This is a genomic window from Pseudoleptotrichia goodfellowii, from assembly GCF_007990505.1.
Classification (GTDB): Bacteria; Fusobacteriota; Fusobacteriia; order Fusobacteriales; family Leptotrichiaceae; genus Pseudoleptotrichia; species Pseudoleptotrichia goodfellowii.
Genome location: NZ_AP019822.1, coordinates 1,186,429 through 1,203,351 on the forward strand (window position 1 = coordinate 1,186,429; position 16,923 = coordinate 1,203,351).

5 protein-coding genes are annotated in these 16,923 nt (G+C 35.1%); 4 read left to right on the top strand and 1 reads right to left on the bottom strand.

What is annotated here, in order from left to right; all coding sequences use genetic code 11:
• Positions 1-10 precede the first annotated feature (10 nt).
• Both purH and purD read left to right on the top strand, forming a co-directional pair.
• Positions 11-1,531, top strand: a complete 1,521-nt coding sequence (gene purH / locus FVE72_RS05920) for a bifunctional phosphoribosylaminoimidazolecarboxamide formyltransferase/IMP cyclohydrolase (protein WP_026737638.1) — start codon at positions 11-13, stop codon at positions 1,529-1,531.
• Between the two features lie 369 nt (positions 1,532-1,900).
• Positions 1,901-3,166 carry a phosphoribosylamine--glycine ligase gene (gene purD, locus FVE72_RS05925; RefSeq protein WP_146966452.1) on the top strand — a complete coding sequence of 422 codons (1,266 nt, stop codon included), beginning with the start codon at positions 1,901-1,903 and terminating at the stop codon, positions 3,164-3,166.
• A gap of 147 nt (positions 3,167-3,313) precedes the next feature.
• Here purD and fabV read toward each other — a convergent pair whose 3' ends face one another.
• On the bottom strand, positions 3,314-4,507 hold the full coding sequence (fabV, locus tag FVE72_RS05930; RefSeq protein WP_026737639.1) for an enoyl-ACP reductase FabV: 1,194 nt from the start codon (positions 4,505-4,507) through the stop codon (positions 3,314-3,316).
• A 316-nt stretch (positions 4,508-4,823) separates the two neighbouring features.
• Between fabV and FVE72_RS11570 the strand changes: the two genes are divergently transcribed.
• Together FVE72_RS11570 and FVE72_RS11575 are read left to right on the top strand one after the other, a co-directional pair.
• Positions 4,824-12,524, top strand: coding sequence for an autotransporter-associated N-terminal domain-containing protein (locus tag FVE72_RS11570; RefSeq protein WP_146966455.1), 7,701 nt, complete (start codon positions 4,824-4,826; stop codon positions 12,522-12,524).
• Between the two features lie 158 nt (positions 12,525-12,682).
• On the top strand, positions 12,683-16,837 hold the full coding sequence (locus FVE72_RS11575; protein ID WP_269472558.1) for an autotransporter outer membrane beta-barrel domain-containing protein: 4,155 nt from the start codon (positions 12,683-12,685) through the stop codon (positions 16,835-16,837).
• Positions 16,838-16,923: the final 86 nt, after the last annotated feature.

Sequence of the window (16,923 nt, forward strand, 5' to 3'; positions counted from 1 at the left end):
GAATATTAATTTGAAAAAAAGAGCTTTGATAAGTGTTTTTGATAAAAGCGGAATACTTGAATTTGCAAGATTTTTATATGAGAAAAATGTAGAAATAGTATCTACAGGAGGAACATACAGATATTTGAAAGAAAATGGGCTTGAAGTAACTGAAATTTCCGAAGTAACCAATTTTAAGGAAATGCTTGACGGAAGAGTGAAAACTCTGCATCCGAATATACATGGAGGAATACTCGCTGTAAGAAATAATAAGGAACATATGGAAACTATTGAAAAAGAAGGGATTCAAACGATAGATTTTGTAATTGTAAATCTTTATCCTTTTTTCAGAGAAGTACAGACAGATAAAAGTTTTGACGAGAAAATCGAATTTATCGATATAGGCGGACCTACAATGCTCAGATCCGCTGCAAAGTCTTTTGCAGATGTAACAGTAATATGTGATACCGAAGATTATGCAAAGGTACGGGAAGAATTGGAAAGTAAAGGGGAAACTTCTTTAGAAACAAGAAAAAAACTGGCAGGAAAAGTGTTTAACCTCACGTCTGCTTATGATGCGGCTATTTCCAATTTCCTTCTTGATGAAGAATATCCGAAATATTTGAGTTTGTCTTATGAAAAGAAATTTGATTTAAGATACGGAGAAAATCCTCATCAAACTTCAGCTTACTATGTGTCAACTACGGAAAATGGAAGTATGAAAAATTTTGTTCAGTTAAACGGAAAAGAATTGTCTTTTAACAATATAAGAGATATGGACATAGCATGGAAAGTAACTGGAGAATTTGATGAGATAGCCTGCTGTGCGGTAAAACACTCGACTCCATGCGGAACGGCTATAGGAGAAGACGTATTTACAGCCTATAAGAAAGCTCATGACAGCGACCCTGTTTCTATATTCGGAGGAATTGTTGCAATAAACAGAGAAATAGATGCAAAAACTGCCGAAGAATTAAATAAAATATTTTTAGAAATAGTAATCGCTCCTTCTTATTCTGAAGAAGCCCTTGAAATATTGAAAAATAAGAAAAATTTGAGAGTAATACAGTGTGAAGTTCCTTGTTCTCAGGATAAACTTGAGTATATTAAAGTGGACGGAGGAATACTTGTTCAGGAAACAAACACAAAAATGATAGAAGAAATGAAAGTCGTAACTGAAAAACAACCGAGTGAAAGAGAAAAACAGGATGTGATTTTGGGAATGAAAGTGGTAAAACACGTCAAATCTAATGCGATTGTAGTAGTGAAAGACGGTACTGCCAAAGGTATCGGAACAGGTCAGACAAATAGAATATGGGCTACAATTCATGCTCTTGAACATGCCAAAGGAGAAGGAGAATCATTGGAAGGAGCAGTGCTTGCATCTGATGCTTTTTTCCCGTTCAGAGATTGTGTGGATGAAGCTGCCAAATACGGAATAAAAGCTATAGTACAACCGGGAGGCTCGATGAGAGATCAGGAATCTGTAGATGCTTGCAATGAACATGGGATAAGTATGGTATTTACAGGGATAAGACATTTTAAACATTAAATTTTATACCTACTTTTTTGAAAAAAAGTAGGGCAAAAAACTTATCAACCTCAAATTTTACATACTCAAAAATGCCCGTTCGCTACAAAAACAAAAAGGATGTTTTTGTTACGCTCACTAACACATTTTTCACGTTGTAAAATTTGAAGGTTGTGGAAGAGTATCTAAAAATTGAAGAAAATTGAGATTATATAAAAAATGTAATAAAAAAGGATTTTGAAAAAATAGAAAGAAATTTAAGAAAAGAAATGAAAAAATTGTAAGCAGTGATCATAAACCTGAAATAAAAATATGTCCTAAATTTATGAGGAAATGCTATTTGGAAGATTGTCCTGAACATCAGAAACCGGAGGATTTAAAGGAGGAATAATGAAAATACTTATAGTAGGTGCAGGCGGTAGAGAACATGCGATTGCATGGAAACTTTCCCAAAACAGAAAAGTTGAGAAAATATATATTGCACCCGGAAATGCAGGCTCAGAACTGATAGATACTGTAGAAAATTTGGAATTGTCAAGTATAGGAGAATATATAAATTTTGCAAAGAAAAACAGTATTGATTTGACTATTGTCGGAAGTGAAGAACTGCTGATGCAGGGAATAGTTGATGAGTTTAGAAAAAATAATCTCAAAATATTCGGACCGGATAAAAAAGCAGCTTTACTTGAAGGAAGTAAGGCTTATGCAAAAGATTTTATGAAAAAATATGACATAAAAACGGCAACTTATGAAATTTTTGACAGATATGAAGATGCGATGAATTATTTGGATAATTATGGAAAAGAAAATTTTCCGGTAGTAGTTAAAGCGAGCGGGCTTGCAGCAGGAAAAGGAGTAATAATTGCACAAAATCTTAAAGAGGCAAAAGAAGCGGTAACGGACATTATGATTAATAAAAAATTTGCTTCCTCAGGAAATAAAATAGTGATAGAGGAATATCTGGATGGAAAAGAGGCATCTATCCTTTCTTTTACCGATTGTAATGTAATTCTGCCGCTATTATCTGCAAAGGATCATAAAAAAATCGGAGAAAATGAAACAGGATTGAACACAGGGGGCATGGGAGTAATTTCTCCGAATCCATACGTAACTGATGAAGTATTTCAGGAATTTAAGGAAAAAATAATGGCACCTACATTGAAAGGTCTTAAAAATGAGGGGATGGACTTTGAAGGAGTAATATTTTTCGGATTGATGATTACGAAAAAAGGTGTATATTTACTGGAATACAATATGAGATTAGGAGATCCGGAAACACAGGCAGTATTACCTTTGCTTGAAACAGATTTAATGGACATAATAGAAAATTCATTTGATAAAAGGTTATCGGAAGTAGAAATAAAGTGGAAACCGTTATATTCGTGCTGTGTTGTAGCTGTAGCAGGAGGTTATCCTGAAAAATACAATAAAGGTGATATAATTAAAGGAATAAAGGATTTTCAGGAAGATGAGCAAAATATATTGTTTATAGCAGGAGCAAAAAAGGAAAACGGAGATTTTTTTACTGCGGGCGGAAGAGTTCTGAATGTCGTAAGTTTGGGAGATTCCCCTGAAGAAGCAAGAAAAACAGCTTACGATAAGATAAAAAAAATAAACTTTGATAATATTTATTACAGAAAAGATATAGGGGTGTAACAATAATCAGATTGAAACAGAAAAAAGAATTAGATGGGAATATTGAAAAAATACAGGAGTACAGTAGATCAGAATAATAAGAAGTATTTAAAAATTGTCTTAAACAGGAAAATTAATTCCTCAGTCTAAGACAATTTTTTTTAACAATTACGGTTGTAATTTTGCAAGTTCGTCCAAATCAATATCAGCGTCATAATCGACATTATCAAAGCCGAAACCGCTTAAGTTCATAAATTCTTCTCTTGCACCTTTATAATCACTTATTTCTTTGAAGTTTTCAGGAGTAACTTTATCCCATAAATCTTCCACTTCAGCTTGAACATCTTCACGCATTTCCCAGTTGTCAGGTCTTAATCTTCTTTCGGAATCAATTTCACGTTTATTTCCGTAAATCATATCTTTCAGAAGTCTGTGTTTCTGTTCGATAGTTCCTTCATGCAGTCCTTTTTCTTTCATAACTCTGTAAAGTAAAGCGGCATACAGAGGGAATATCGGTATAACAGCACTTGCCCTTGTCATAAGTGCTTTGCTTAATGATACAAAAGCTTCTCCGTCATATTTTTTCTTTAAGAAATCGTTTAATGTGTCGGAAGTATGTTCCAAATCTCTTTTCGCAGCTCCGATAGTACCGTCTTTGTAAATTCCGTATGTTACTTTAGGTCCTAAATACGAATAAGCTACTGTCTTAAATCTGTTATCAATAACTCCCGCTTCGTCAAGAGCCTCAACCCAAAGTTTCCAGTCTTCTCCACCCATTACTTTTACTGTACTGTGGATTTCTTCGGGAGTGGCAACCCCCATAATAGTTTCTTCAATTTCTTCTTTTTCAAGATTGATTGACGGACCGACAATTTCTTTTTCAGTAGATTTTAAAGCCGATCTGTATGTAACTCCGTCTTTGGGATCAGTTCTTACAGCACTTGCCAAGCTGTAAATCAATAAATCTATTTTCCCGCCGAATTCTTCTTTTATATATTTTATAACATCTTGTTTCATTTCATTTGAAAAAGCATCACCCATGAAGTTTTTTGAAATTAAACCTTCTTTTTTTGCAGCTTCATTGAAAGCAATAGTGTTCCACCAACCTGCACTTCCTGTTCTTTTTCCTTCTACACCTTTTTCGTAAGCTACTCCGATAGTGTCAGCTCCTGCTCCGAATGCCAAAGAAATTCTTGAAGCAAGTCCGTATCCTGAAGATGATCCTATTATAAGTACTTTTTTAGGTCCTGTATATTTATCTTGCGATTTTACATAATCAATCTGCCTTTTCACAAATTCGTAGGCTCCGATAGGATGATTAACAAGAGCCAAACTTCCTTTTAATCTAGGTTTTATAACCATTTTTCCCTCCTAAAAATAATTTATCACTAAAGTATACAATAATTATTTAAAATTTACAATAGTAAAGAAATTTTTTTAATATAGTAAACAAGTGATACAAACTCTAAAATATTGGAAATTTCAGAAAAAAAATGTAAAAAAATTTTTTTAAAATACTTTGAAAATTATGTAAAAAATGTTATAGTAAAGAAATGTTATTTTTGTACACTAAAACATGTATAAAAAATAAGAAAAAACTATTATGATTAGATTTTTTTATAAGTAATTTATAATATTCAACTAAAGAAAATTAAAAATAACAAAAAGGAGTGAAAAAATGAGTAATAATCTTAAACAGATGGAAAAGGATTTAAGAGCATTGGCAAAAAGATGCAAAGATGTTAAGTATTCAAGAAGTTTATTATTGACTTTTTTATTGACAGGTATGCTTTCTTTTTCAGCGGGTCTTACATCTTCCGAATTGGAAAATACTGAAAATTCTATAAATTCGGCTAAAAAAGATTTAAATTCATCCATTAACGATATGAAAATTATGTTCAGACAGGCAAAAAGAGATAATAACAGGTTATTGAAAAATGCCAATTTGGAATTAATTCAACTAATGGAACAGGGAGATCAGGTTATAAAATCTCCATGGAGTTCATGGCAGTTCGGAATGAACTACTTTTACAACAATTGGAGCGGAACATACAAAGGATTGGGAGATAAACAGGAAAAATATCCCTATGAAGGTATTTATTCAAGAAGTAACTGGAAAGTCAGAAATGCAATGGATATGGTTCAAAATAAAAGTACAGGAGGAGGTCCTTTAACTCCGGGAAATGATCCTTTGGGTTCGTGGCAAAACATAAGTAACTCTTCAGGCGGTATTTCTATTGACAGGGATAATTCAATAAGCTCTTCGACTAACGGAAACAGAAGTTGGGGATTGGTAGATTTGAGAAATCTTAAAGAACCTACATCGGAAGTTGAGATATTGGCACGTATTTCTCCAAAAGAAGTTACAAAACAGGCTATAACATTGAACATTACTCAGCCTGCAATAAACGAACTGGAGGCACCTATAGTAAATCCTCAGGTAAATAAACCTCTGGATGCCCCTGTAATTACGCTTCCTGAAGTTGAGAAAGTGGAAATCAGTGCTTTAAATATAACTGCACCGAGTGCTCCTACAGCACCGACTGCTCCGGGAGCTCCTGTTATAAATATAAGTATAACACCACCAAACGCACCAAATGCACTGACAGCACCAAGTGCACCATCAGTGCCAAATATTTCAGTTACACCAAGTGCACCAAGCGTTTTAACAGCACCGAACATAAATATAAATGTAACAGCACCAAGTATTAATGCTTTGACGATAGCTACACCGCCGACTGTAGTGGCTCCGCAAGTTGTTTCACCACAAATTAAGCCGGTTGATTTTGTTATTGATCCGTCAGGGGATGCTAAAAATGGGTATATTATGCGAAGTCAAGCTTGGAATTATTTAGGTGCAATCCCTACAACATTGAATGTAACCGAAAATCATAATGGTAATTTTGTTACTATAAATAACGGTGTAGGTAATGTATTTACTGTTCCAAGGACTCAAACAATAAATGTAACAAAAGGAAATAATAGAGCTTTAGTTGTAGATGAGGTAAATCAAACAAGAACTATAAGATCAGAAGCTACGATTAATCTACAAGCTGTAAAAAATGTAGGAATTGATTTGCAGGGAGGACATAGCGGTTCTGCAACAGCTCCTACAATAGCAACTGTTGTCAATGCAGGAACTATTACCGGACTTGCAACGGATCCGAGTACAGGGACTGCGAATAAAGAGCACATAGCTTTTGGTTTCAATAATGCTGATGCTTCCAACAATACAACAATGACACATATGATAAACGAAAATAAAATAGAATTAAATGCACCTTCAAGTGCCGGAATACAATTAAAACCTGAAGATCCTAATAACTGGCAACCTGGAAGTTGGGGAGTGACACCTCTTAGAATAGTATCAAGAGATCCTAAAAGTGAACGTGCAAAAGTATTGATGAAAGCTGATAATACAGGAACAGTTAATTTAAATGGAAGTAAGAGTTTCGGAATATTAACAGTGTTTAATGCCGGTGTTCCAGCAAGTTTGATGGCTCCGGGGGCTAATTATAACGCAAATAATCATAATTTAAAAGCAGAAAGAAATATGGCAGGTGTACGTTATTTACCAGGAGGAGAATTGGGACGTTCTGCTCTTGCAGGAGATGCCAATAAAAAATATATAAGTGGAATATACAACACAGGAAGTATAAATATACTTGGAGATGAAAGTATTGCTGTCGGTTTATTACAAGAAATACAGGAAGTAATTCTTGAAGGAAATATCAATATCGGAAATCAGGCATCACTTACTCAAGGAAGTAATGCAAACAGTAAAACAAAAACAGATAAAGTAGAAGAAGCAGTAGGAGTATTTGCGGGAGTACCTACCCGTCCTGTAAAGGTCAATGAAATTGATAGTATGGGAAATCGAAATACTTCAGGAGATGTAGTAGGTACAAAAACAGTAGAATTACACAAAAATATCACTTTAGGGGCAGTTGCGGAAAACAGTATAGGGGCTTTGGTTGGAGATACCTCTGTAGACCTGAATGACGGTAAATTAAACGGTACACAAACAACAGGACGTAAATTGAATAGAAGTGGGGATATTACTGCAAAATCAGGCTCAACTATTACTGTAGGAGGAATAAAAAACTACGGATTTGTAGTAAATAACTCTGCTCATTCTTCAGAATTCGGTGCTACTTTAGATGACTTAAGATACAGTGTCGATAAAGTGAATCATGGAAGAGGAATAAACGAAGGAACAATAAACGTAACAGGAAATGAATCTGTCGGTTTTGCTTTAATAAAAGGTGGAAATTCTTCAAACAGCGGAACAATAAGTGTAAAAGATAATGCAGAAAACTCTATTGGTTTCTATGGAAAAGAAGACACTTTTGCAAATACCGGAACAATACAGGTAACATCTACTAAAAAGAAAAATAAAGCTATCGTTTTGGACGGACAGACGGCAGCGAATAAAATAAATTTCACTAATACAGGTAATATATATGTAAATGTGGGAGAAAACGGGAATACAAACTTAATCGGAACCGAAAATATAGGAATTTATGCTCAAGGAAATTATAAATTTGATCATAATGGCGGAACTGTAAAAGCAGGAAGCAATGCTATTGCTTTCTATGTGAAAGATGCAACAGGAGAAGTAAATGTAAAAGCTCCTATAGTATTATCTGACAGCGGAACAGGTGCTAATGCAGGAACAACAATAGGAATATATTCTGACGGAAATGCAAAAGTTAAGTTTAACAGTACAAAACTAACAATAGGTGAAAGAGCAGTAGGACTTTATTCATCTGACGGAACAAAATTTAATAATACATTTGAAATTAACGCCGGAAAAACATTAGAAGTAGTATTAGGTAAAAATTCAACTTTTGGACTTTTAAAAGGGAATGCTACTTCACCGTTGTTAAGTAAATATTTAAATAATAATTCGTCAAATAAAATAAATATAACTACTTTTGGAGAAGGAGCAAGTATATTTTATGCTACAGATACTGGAAAAGCTGTTTTAGATTCTGATTATACTGTAACAAACGGCGGAGCAGCTTCAACTTCGGTATTGGTAGGAACAAACGGATCTACTGTAGAAGTTGCTGCAGGAAAAACATTGACAACAAATACCAATGTAGGACTTATTGCAACTAAAGGAAGCGGAACTGCTTCGACAGCATTAAACTCAGGAAATATTGTGTCCAACAGAGATAACGGAATAGGAATTTATACAGAAGGAAGTACAGGAACTAACAAAGGAACTGTTACAATGAAAAATCAAGCTTCTGTTGCTATTTTAGGAGAAAATAATTCTACATTACTTAATGATACCACAGGAAAAATAGTATTGGAAAAAGGACAGTCAGCAGGAATTTATGGAAGTAACTCAAATATTACAAATAAAGGAGCAACATCTCCAAATACCGGAATTTATGTTCAGGATTCAGGCTTAGCAGGAATTTACGGATTGTTGTCTAGTAATGCCGATAAAACTTTAAGCAATGAAGGACTAATAAAACTTGAAGGGAGTGCCAAATCAGGTTCGGCAGGAATTTATGCAAAACTGACAAGTACTTCAAATAAATTGACTACTAATAACAGCGGAACTATTGAAGTAGTACAGACAAGTTCAACAGGAATTTATGCGGAAAATGCTTCTGCACAAAATAATACAAAATCAGAAGTTAATAACAGCGGATTTATTAAAGTAAGCGGAGCAAATTCGGTAGGAATTACAGGAAAGAAATCCAAAATAACAAATTCAGGAACGGGAGCTAACAAAGGAATTGAACTTTCGGCAAACGGCTCTGCAGGAATTTTGGCAAGTGATAATTCTGAAGTTAATAACAGCGGAAGAATAGAAAGTACAGCAGGAACAGGTTTAGTCGGTATTTCAGTAGATGGAACTTCTACTGCCAATAATAGCGGAACTATTACTATAGGGACTTTATCAAGTACAGCTATATCAAGTGAAGGAGGAGCTGTAACAAATTCGGGAACAGTTACTTTGGCTAAAGAAAGTTCAACAGGTATATCCGTTAAAAACGGAAATATTACTAATACATCTTCAGGAAATATAGAAGTAAAAGATAAAAATTCAGTAGGTATATATGCAAATTTAACAACCGGAGCTACTCAAAATGTAAGTAGTGCGGGAACAATTTCACTATTGACTCCGACAGGTGTTCCTGAAAAATCGGCAGCTATTTACAGTCTCTACGACAGTGCTGCAACAGGAACTTTAAATACAACAAATACAGGAACTATTGATGTAGATCAAAAAGGTTCAGTGGGTATTTTTGCTAAAAATGAAAGCACTCAGGATAAAACTAAATCCAATGCTGTTAACAACAAAATAATTACTGTTAAAAAAGAAGGCTCTGCAGGAATGTTGGGAGAAAAATCAACTTTAAAAAATACTCCAACTGCTGCTAATGAAGGAATTATTCTGTCGGCTATAAAAACAGCAGGAATGATAGGAAATGCAAAATCCGATGTAATTAACAGCGGAAATATAGAAACAAAAACAGCAACGCCTACAGCTGCCGCTGAGGGATTAGTAGGAATTTCACTGGACGACTCGACAGGAGTTAATGAAACTTCGGGAAAAATTACTTTGGGAACTGATTTCTCTACAGGAATGTATGGTAAAAACAGTTCAACATTAACAAACAAAGGAAATATTACAGGAAATAATAAAAATGCAGTAGGTATGGCAGCTGATAATTCTACGGCTGTTAATGAAGCTGCAGGAACTATAACTTTAAACAAAAAAGAATCTACAGGAATATTCGGTAAAACAAGTCAGGAACTAAGAAATAAAGGTAACATTATCGGAAATGCAGAAAAAGCTGTAGGTATAGTAGGAGAAAGCTCGAAAATATATAATGATAACGGAGCCGCAATTACTCTAAAAGGAAAAACTTCTACAGGAATATTCGGTGAAGTTAATTCTACTGTTACAAATGCAGGAAAAATAGAGACTACGACAGCAACGCCTGCAAATGCCGGCGAAGGACTGACAGGGATTTCCTTGAATGCTTCAACTGCTACTAATACTTCAACAGGACAAATTATACTGGGAACAGAATACTCTACAGGAATATTCGGTGAAGCTGCTTCGACACTGACAAATGAAGGAAGTATTACAGGAAGCAAAGCGTATGCGGTAGGTATGGCAGGAAAAGCATCTACAGTAACTAATAAGAATATTATTACTTTGGATAAAGCAAACTCCACAGGAATATTCGGTCAGGATAATTCTACTTTGCTGAACGACACAAATGGAACGATTACATTAAAAGAAGACAGTTCGGTAGGAATATATTCCAAATCAAATTCTGCAACGGCTAAAAACCTCGGAACTATAGTAATGGAAAAGAAAAGTTCAGCGGGAATGTTGGGAGATGAAGCAGAGCTTGAAAACAGTAACTCTATAACAACAAAAGACGAGAAGTCTGCAGGAATGTTTGCTAAAAATACAAATGCAATAAATAAGAAAAATATAAATGTTGATGGAAAAGAGTCTGCGGGAATATTGATTCAGTTAGACGGAAAAGACAAAGTTCTTTCGGGAGTTAATGATGCGTCTACCGGAACTATTAATATAAACAATGAACTTTCAGCGGGAATGTTAGGAAAAATAACTTCAGCATCAGGACCTTCGGCAAGTTCCAAAGTAACATTGGAAAATAAAAATAATATTATTGTTACTGCAAAAAAATCTGTAGGAATGATGGTAGACAATGATTCTACAACAGTTGCAAAAGGAAATGTAAAAGCTGAAAATACAGGTACAATTACATTAACAGCAGGCACAAGCAATGAAGAAAACATCGGTATTCTGGCAAATAAAAATGCTACAGGAATAAATAAAGGAGCAATAAATGTAAACAGTAAAAAATCTGTAGGTATGTTGGGACAGGCCGCTTCAGATGTTACGAATGAAAAAACTGTTACTGTGGCAAGTGAAGAAGCAATCGGCATGTTGGCAAAAGGAACAAATTCTTCAGCAATAAACAAAAATTTAATAAATATTACTGCCAATAAATCTTTAGGAATGATGGCGGAAAGCGGAGCTAAAATTACAAATGAAAAAACTGTTACATTGGCAGGTGAAGAAGGTGTCGGCATGTTAGCAAAAGGAGCAAACTCCGAAGCTGACAACAAAGATACAATCAATGTAAGAGGTAAAAAATCATTAGGTATGCTGTCGGAAGATTCGGCATCTGTAAAAAATAATAAGAATATAGAAGTAGAAGCTGAAAGCGGAGTAGGAATATTTGTCCGTGATAACGGAACAGGAACGGGAACAGGAGAAAATACTTCTACAGGAACAATTAATCTTAAAAATAAAAATGCAGTTGGAATTTTCGCTAAAAATAACGGAACAGGAAATTCTGCTAAAAACTCGGGAATTATTAATTTGGCAGGAGCTGCAGGACAAAATTACGAATCATTGATAGGAATGTTTGCACAGGCAGAAGCAGGAAAAAATGCAAATGTGGAAAATGCAAATATTATTAATGTAAATACAAATAAATCAGTAGGAATGTACGCAAAAAATGATGCTGCAAATACCGAGTCAGCTGTAATATTAAATAATCAAAACGGAACAATAAATATAAACAGTGCCGGATCTGCAGGAATTTATGCACCGAAAGCAACTGTTTCCAAAGTAGGAACAGTTAATTTGAAAGATTCTGTTGACACAAACGGTTCTTCGGCAGTATATGTCTCAGAGGGAGGAAAAGTAGCAGATACAGACAGTGCGGTTATCAATCTGGGTACTGTAAATCAAAACAGAGTTGCATACTATGTAAACGGTGCTAACAGCTCATTGGCAGGTACAAATATCGGAAAAGTTTCCGGATACGGAGTAGGAGTTTATTTACAGGGAAATTCGGCTTCGGATATTGCTGCATTGACTGCATCTACGCCTGAATTGAATTATAAAAATAATGGACTTAGCGGAAACGGAATAATAGGACTGTTATTAAAAGGCAATACGGATATAAGCAACTATACAAAGAAAATTACTGTGGGAGATACTGTTGATAAAAATGCTGCTGTTTCGGGAGATAAAGCAAAATATGCAATAGGTGTATATGCTGACGGTCAGGGAACAACTGCAGCAACGCCTTATGAAATAAAAGCCGATATTACAACAGGTAAAAACGGAGTAGGAATATTTGCCGATGAAGACAGTCACATTAAATACAGCGGAAATATGAAAATCGGAGACGGAACAACTGCCGGAACGGGAATATTTATTACTAAGAAAAAAGGAGCAACAGGAGGAAGTGTAACTCTGACTTCAAACACAATCGAATTGTTAGGAACAGGAGGAGTTGCGGTTATTGCTTCGGAAGGTACTACAATTAACGGAGAACTGCTACAATTAAATTAGTAGGTACGAACATCAAAGGTGTAGGAGTTTACGGTAAAAAAGGATCAAATATCAATGTAGGAAGCTGGAATTTTGAAAATAACGGAAATCAGGCTGAAGAAATCCGTTCGGAAGAAGGCGGAGCTTACGTTACTACCAATAAAACTTTAAATCCGAGAATGGTATTAACTCATGTTATTAACGGAGAAACAGGAATAGACAGCGGAAAAACAGTTACATCCGTAGCTGACGGATCTATAGCAGCCACAGAAAATATAGGACTTATGGCAGAAGGAATTAAAAATCCTACTTCTCCATTAGCCGGAGGATGGAGATACCCTAACTTTGAAGTTGTAAATCAGGGAACTGTTGATTTCTCGGCAGCTGAAAAATCTACAGGAATTTTTGCCAATTCAGCGAGAGTTCAAAATGACGGAGTAATAAAAGTTGGAAAAAATTCAACGGCTATTTACGGTATTTATAAACATGATACAAGAAAATACGACGGAGCACCTGCAGGCTTTGAAAATGAATTAAAATTGGAAACAACAGCAAATTCAGATATAATTTTAGGCGATAATTCAACAGGAATGTATCTGATAAATGCCCAAACAATAAACAATCTCGGCGGAGAAATAAAATCCGATACAGGAGCAACAAGAAACGTCGGTATATATGCAATAAACGGACATGATACAACAGCTGCAAATAATAAAGTTCTGACAATGAATACAGCTGCTAAAATAACTTTAGGAGACGGTTCAGTAGGACTTTACAGTAAAGGACAGTCGGATACTGTAAGAAATATTGTAACTAATACAGGAGATGTTACTGTAGGCAAAAAATTGGAAGACACAAGTGTAACACCTAAAAAAGAATATCCTTCGGTTGCATTCTATGCTGAAAATACTAATTTGGATACAAATTCAAATATTACTGTAGGACAGGAAGGAATTGCTTTCTACGGAAAACATTCGGATATAGTTGCAAGAGGTACTGCAAATATTTCAAATAAAGGAGTATTGGCATATCTTGAAAATTCCAGATTTATTTCTCATTTGGGAAATTTGAGTTCCACTCAAAATACAATGCTTTATCTGAAAAACAGTATCGCTCAATTAGACGGAGCCGGAACATCTGTTGATATGGACGTGGCGGACGGATATACGGGAGCATACATTGAAGGAAATTCGCAACTGACAGGAATAAAAAATATTACATTGGGAAGAGGATCTACGGGACTTTTCTTAAAAGATGCAAACTTTACTTCACAAGCTGACAAAATTATCGGAACTCAGGAAGATGCAAAAGGAATATTATCCGTAAATTCCAATTTGACAAATAACAGTAAAATTGAGTTAAGCGGAGATAATTCTATAGGAATTTATTCAAATGCCGATAATACAAAAAATGTAATCAATAACGGAGAATTAACTGTATCAGGTAAGAAAACACTGGGAGTATTCCTGAAAGGCGGACAGTCTTTTGAAAATAATGCAAATATAAATATAGGAGATTCTGCAAATGCGACAGAGCCGACAATAGGTATATTTACTACAGAAGGAACTTCAAATATTAGACATAATACAGGAACAATAGAAGTAGGAGAAAAATCCATAGGTATTTATTCTACAACTAATTCCAATGTGGAAATAAACAGCGGTAAAATCCATGTTAAAGATCAGGGAATCGGAATATATAAACAGGACGGAAAAGTTGATTTAAGAGGTGAACTGAACATAGATCCTCACACTGCAACAGCAGTAAATTCAGAGCCTACAGGAGTGTATGGAGTAAACGGAGCTGAAATAAACGATCAGGCTTCTAAAATCACAATAGGCGATAAATCTTACGGATTTATTCTGAATAATACAGATCCGATTAAAACCAACGTATATAATAATACAAATTTCGGACCTGTAACTATGGGAAATAACAGTGTATTCTTATATTCCAACGGAAAAGCCGTTATTAACAATAACAGAGATTTAAATTCAAACGGTTCGGAACATTTGATAGGGTTCTATATTAAAAACGGCGGAGAATTTACTAATAACGGAACTGTTGATTTCTCCACAGGAAAAGGTAATATAGGAATTTATGCACCGGGAGGAACTGCAACAAACAAAGGAAGAGTACTGGTAGGTCTTACAGACGATATAGATCCTCTAACAGGAAATGTTTATACAGATCCGACTAAAATTGTATACGGTATAGGAATGGCTGCAGATAACGGCGGACATCTTATAAATGACGGAGAAGTAAGAGTTTACGGAAATAAATCTATAGGATTATTCGGATCGGGAGCAGGAACAATAGTCGAAAATACTCCTAACGGAAGAATCTTACTGGATGGAAGCAGAGCGACTGCTACTGATAAAATTCAGGCAATGACAGGTGTTTACGTGGATGAAGGAGCTACTTTCAGAAACTACGGAACTATCCAGACAACGGATTCTTATGCGGGAAGAGACGGAAAAGTAAATCCTAATGTCAGTGGACTTGCGGGAGTTGCGGTTATGAACGGATCTACTCTTGAAAATCACGGAAAAATCTTAATAGATGCCGATAACAGTTACGGAGTAGTTATAAGAGGTAAAAGAGCTGCAGATGGTACTGTGGAAAAATATGCAGTAATTAAAAACTACGGAGAAATAAGAGTAAGAGGTAAAGGAACAACAGGAATCAGCTGGAAAAATGTAAGCAGAGCCGACATTGAAGAATTGGAAAGACAAATTAACAGCAGATTATCTTCGGATCCGAGCGGACAGGAATTGAGACAGGCAGGCGGAACGGATAAAAGCTTTGAAGATGTTACAATTACTGTAAAAGACGGAAAACCTACTTTCTCAAGAAACGGAGTAAAAGTTTCCGAAGATGAAATTGAAGAAATTGACAAAATATTGGGAACTCAGTCAAATCTTGGATTGTCGGATATAGGATTCTATATTGATACTTTAGGAAGAACAAAACCTATTGATATTGACGGAGCAACTCCTCCGATAAACAGCCAGTTGATTATCGGTACTGAATACTCTGAAAAAACTAATAAGAAACAATGGTTTGTAAAAGAAGACGTAATAAAACCTTTCCTTGACCAGATTCAGGGAAGAAACTTCAAATTGACTTCTTTGGCAGGTTCATTGACTTGGGTAGCAACTCCTGTCCTTGATAATCACGGACAGATAAAAGGTGTCGCAATGGCAAAATTGGCTTATACTTCTTTTGTGAGAACGACGGACAATGCTTATAACTTCACAGACGGACTGGAACAAAGATACGATATGAATACTCTTGATTCTGCTGAAAAAAGAATATTCAATAAGTTAAACGGAATCGGAAAAAATGAAGAAACTCTCTTGACACAGGCATTTGACGAAATGATGGGACATCAGTATGCGAATGTTCAGCAAAGAACAGCATCTACAGGAAGAGCATTGGATAAAGAAATTACTCATTTGAGAAAAGAATGGGATAATAAAACTAAAAATTCCAATAAGATAAAAGTGTTCGGAATGAAAGATGAATATAATACAGATACCGCAGGAATAATAGACTACACAAGTAATGCTTACGGAGTGGCTTATGTTCATGAAAATGAAACAATTAAGTTGGGAAATTCAAGCGGATGGTATGCAGGAGCTGTAAACAATACATTCAAGTTTAAAGACATAGGAAGATCAAAAGAAAACACTACTATGTTAAAACTCGGAGCATTTAAGTCGACAGCATTCGACCATAACGGAAGCTTGAACTGGACAGTATCGGGAGAAGGTTATATAGCAAGAAGCGATATGCATAGAAAATTCTTAGTAGTAGATGAAATCTTTAACGCAAAATCAAGCTATAATACTTACGGAACTGCAATCAAAAATGAAATAAGCAAAGAGTTCAGAACAGGAGAAAAATTCAGTATAAGACCTTACGGAAGTTTAAAACTTGAATACGGAAGATTCAACACAATTAAGGAAAAAGACGGAGAAATGAGACTTGAAATAAAAGGAAACGATTATTACTCTGTAAAACCTGAAGTAGGAATCGAATTCAAATATAAACAACCTATGGCAGTTAAAACAATGTTTACAACTACATTAGGCTTAGGATATGAAAACGAGCTTGGAAAAGTAGGAGATACAAAAAATAAAGGAAGAGTGGCATATACTGATGCGGACTGGTTTGATATAAGAGGAGAAAAAGACGACAGAAAAGGAAACTTTAAAGCCGACTTGAATATCGGAATAGAAAATCAGAGATTCGGAGTAACATTAAACGGAGGATATGACACAAAAGGTAAAAATATAAGAGGAGGATTGGGAATTAGAGTTATTTACTAATCCGTATCTTAAAATGAAAGAGGCTTGACTCAATATAATTTGAGAGAGCCTTTTTCTTTTATCAAAGGCATAAAGATACTATCATT

Excerpts from the sequence above, each read along its gene's own strand:
- FVE72_RS11575 (WP_269472558.1), top strand. The coding sequence starts at position 12,683 with ATGGTATTAACTCATGTTATTAACGGAGAAACAGGAATAGACAGCGGA.
- fabV (WP_026737639.1), bottom strand. The coding sequence starts at position 4,507 with ATGGTTATAAAACCTAGATTAAAAGGAAGTTTGGCTCTTGTTAATCAT.
- purD (WP_146966452.1), top strand. The coding sequence starts at position 1,901 with ATGAAAATACTTATAGTAGGTGCAGGCGGTAGAGAACATGCGATTGCA.
- FVE72_RS11570 (WP_146966455.1), top strand. The coding sequence starts at position 4,824 with ATGAGTAATAATCTTAAACAGATGGAAAAGGATTTAAGAGCATTGGCA.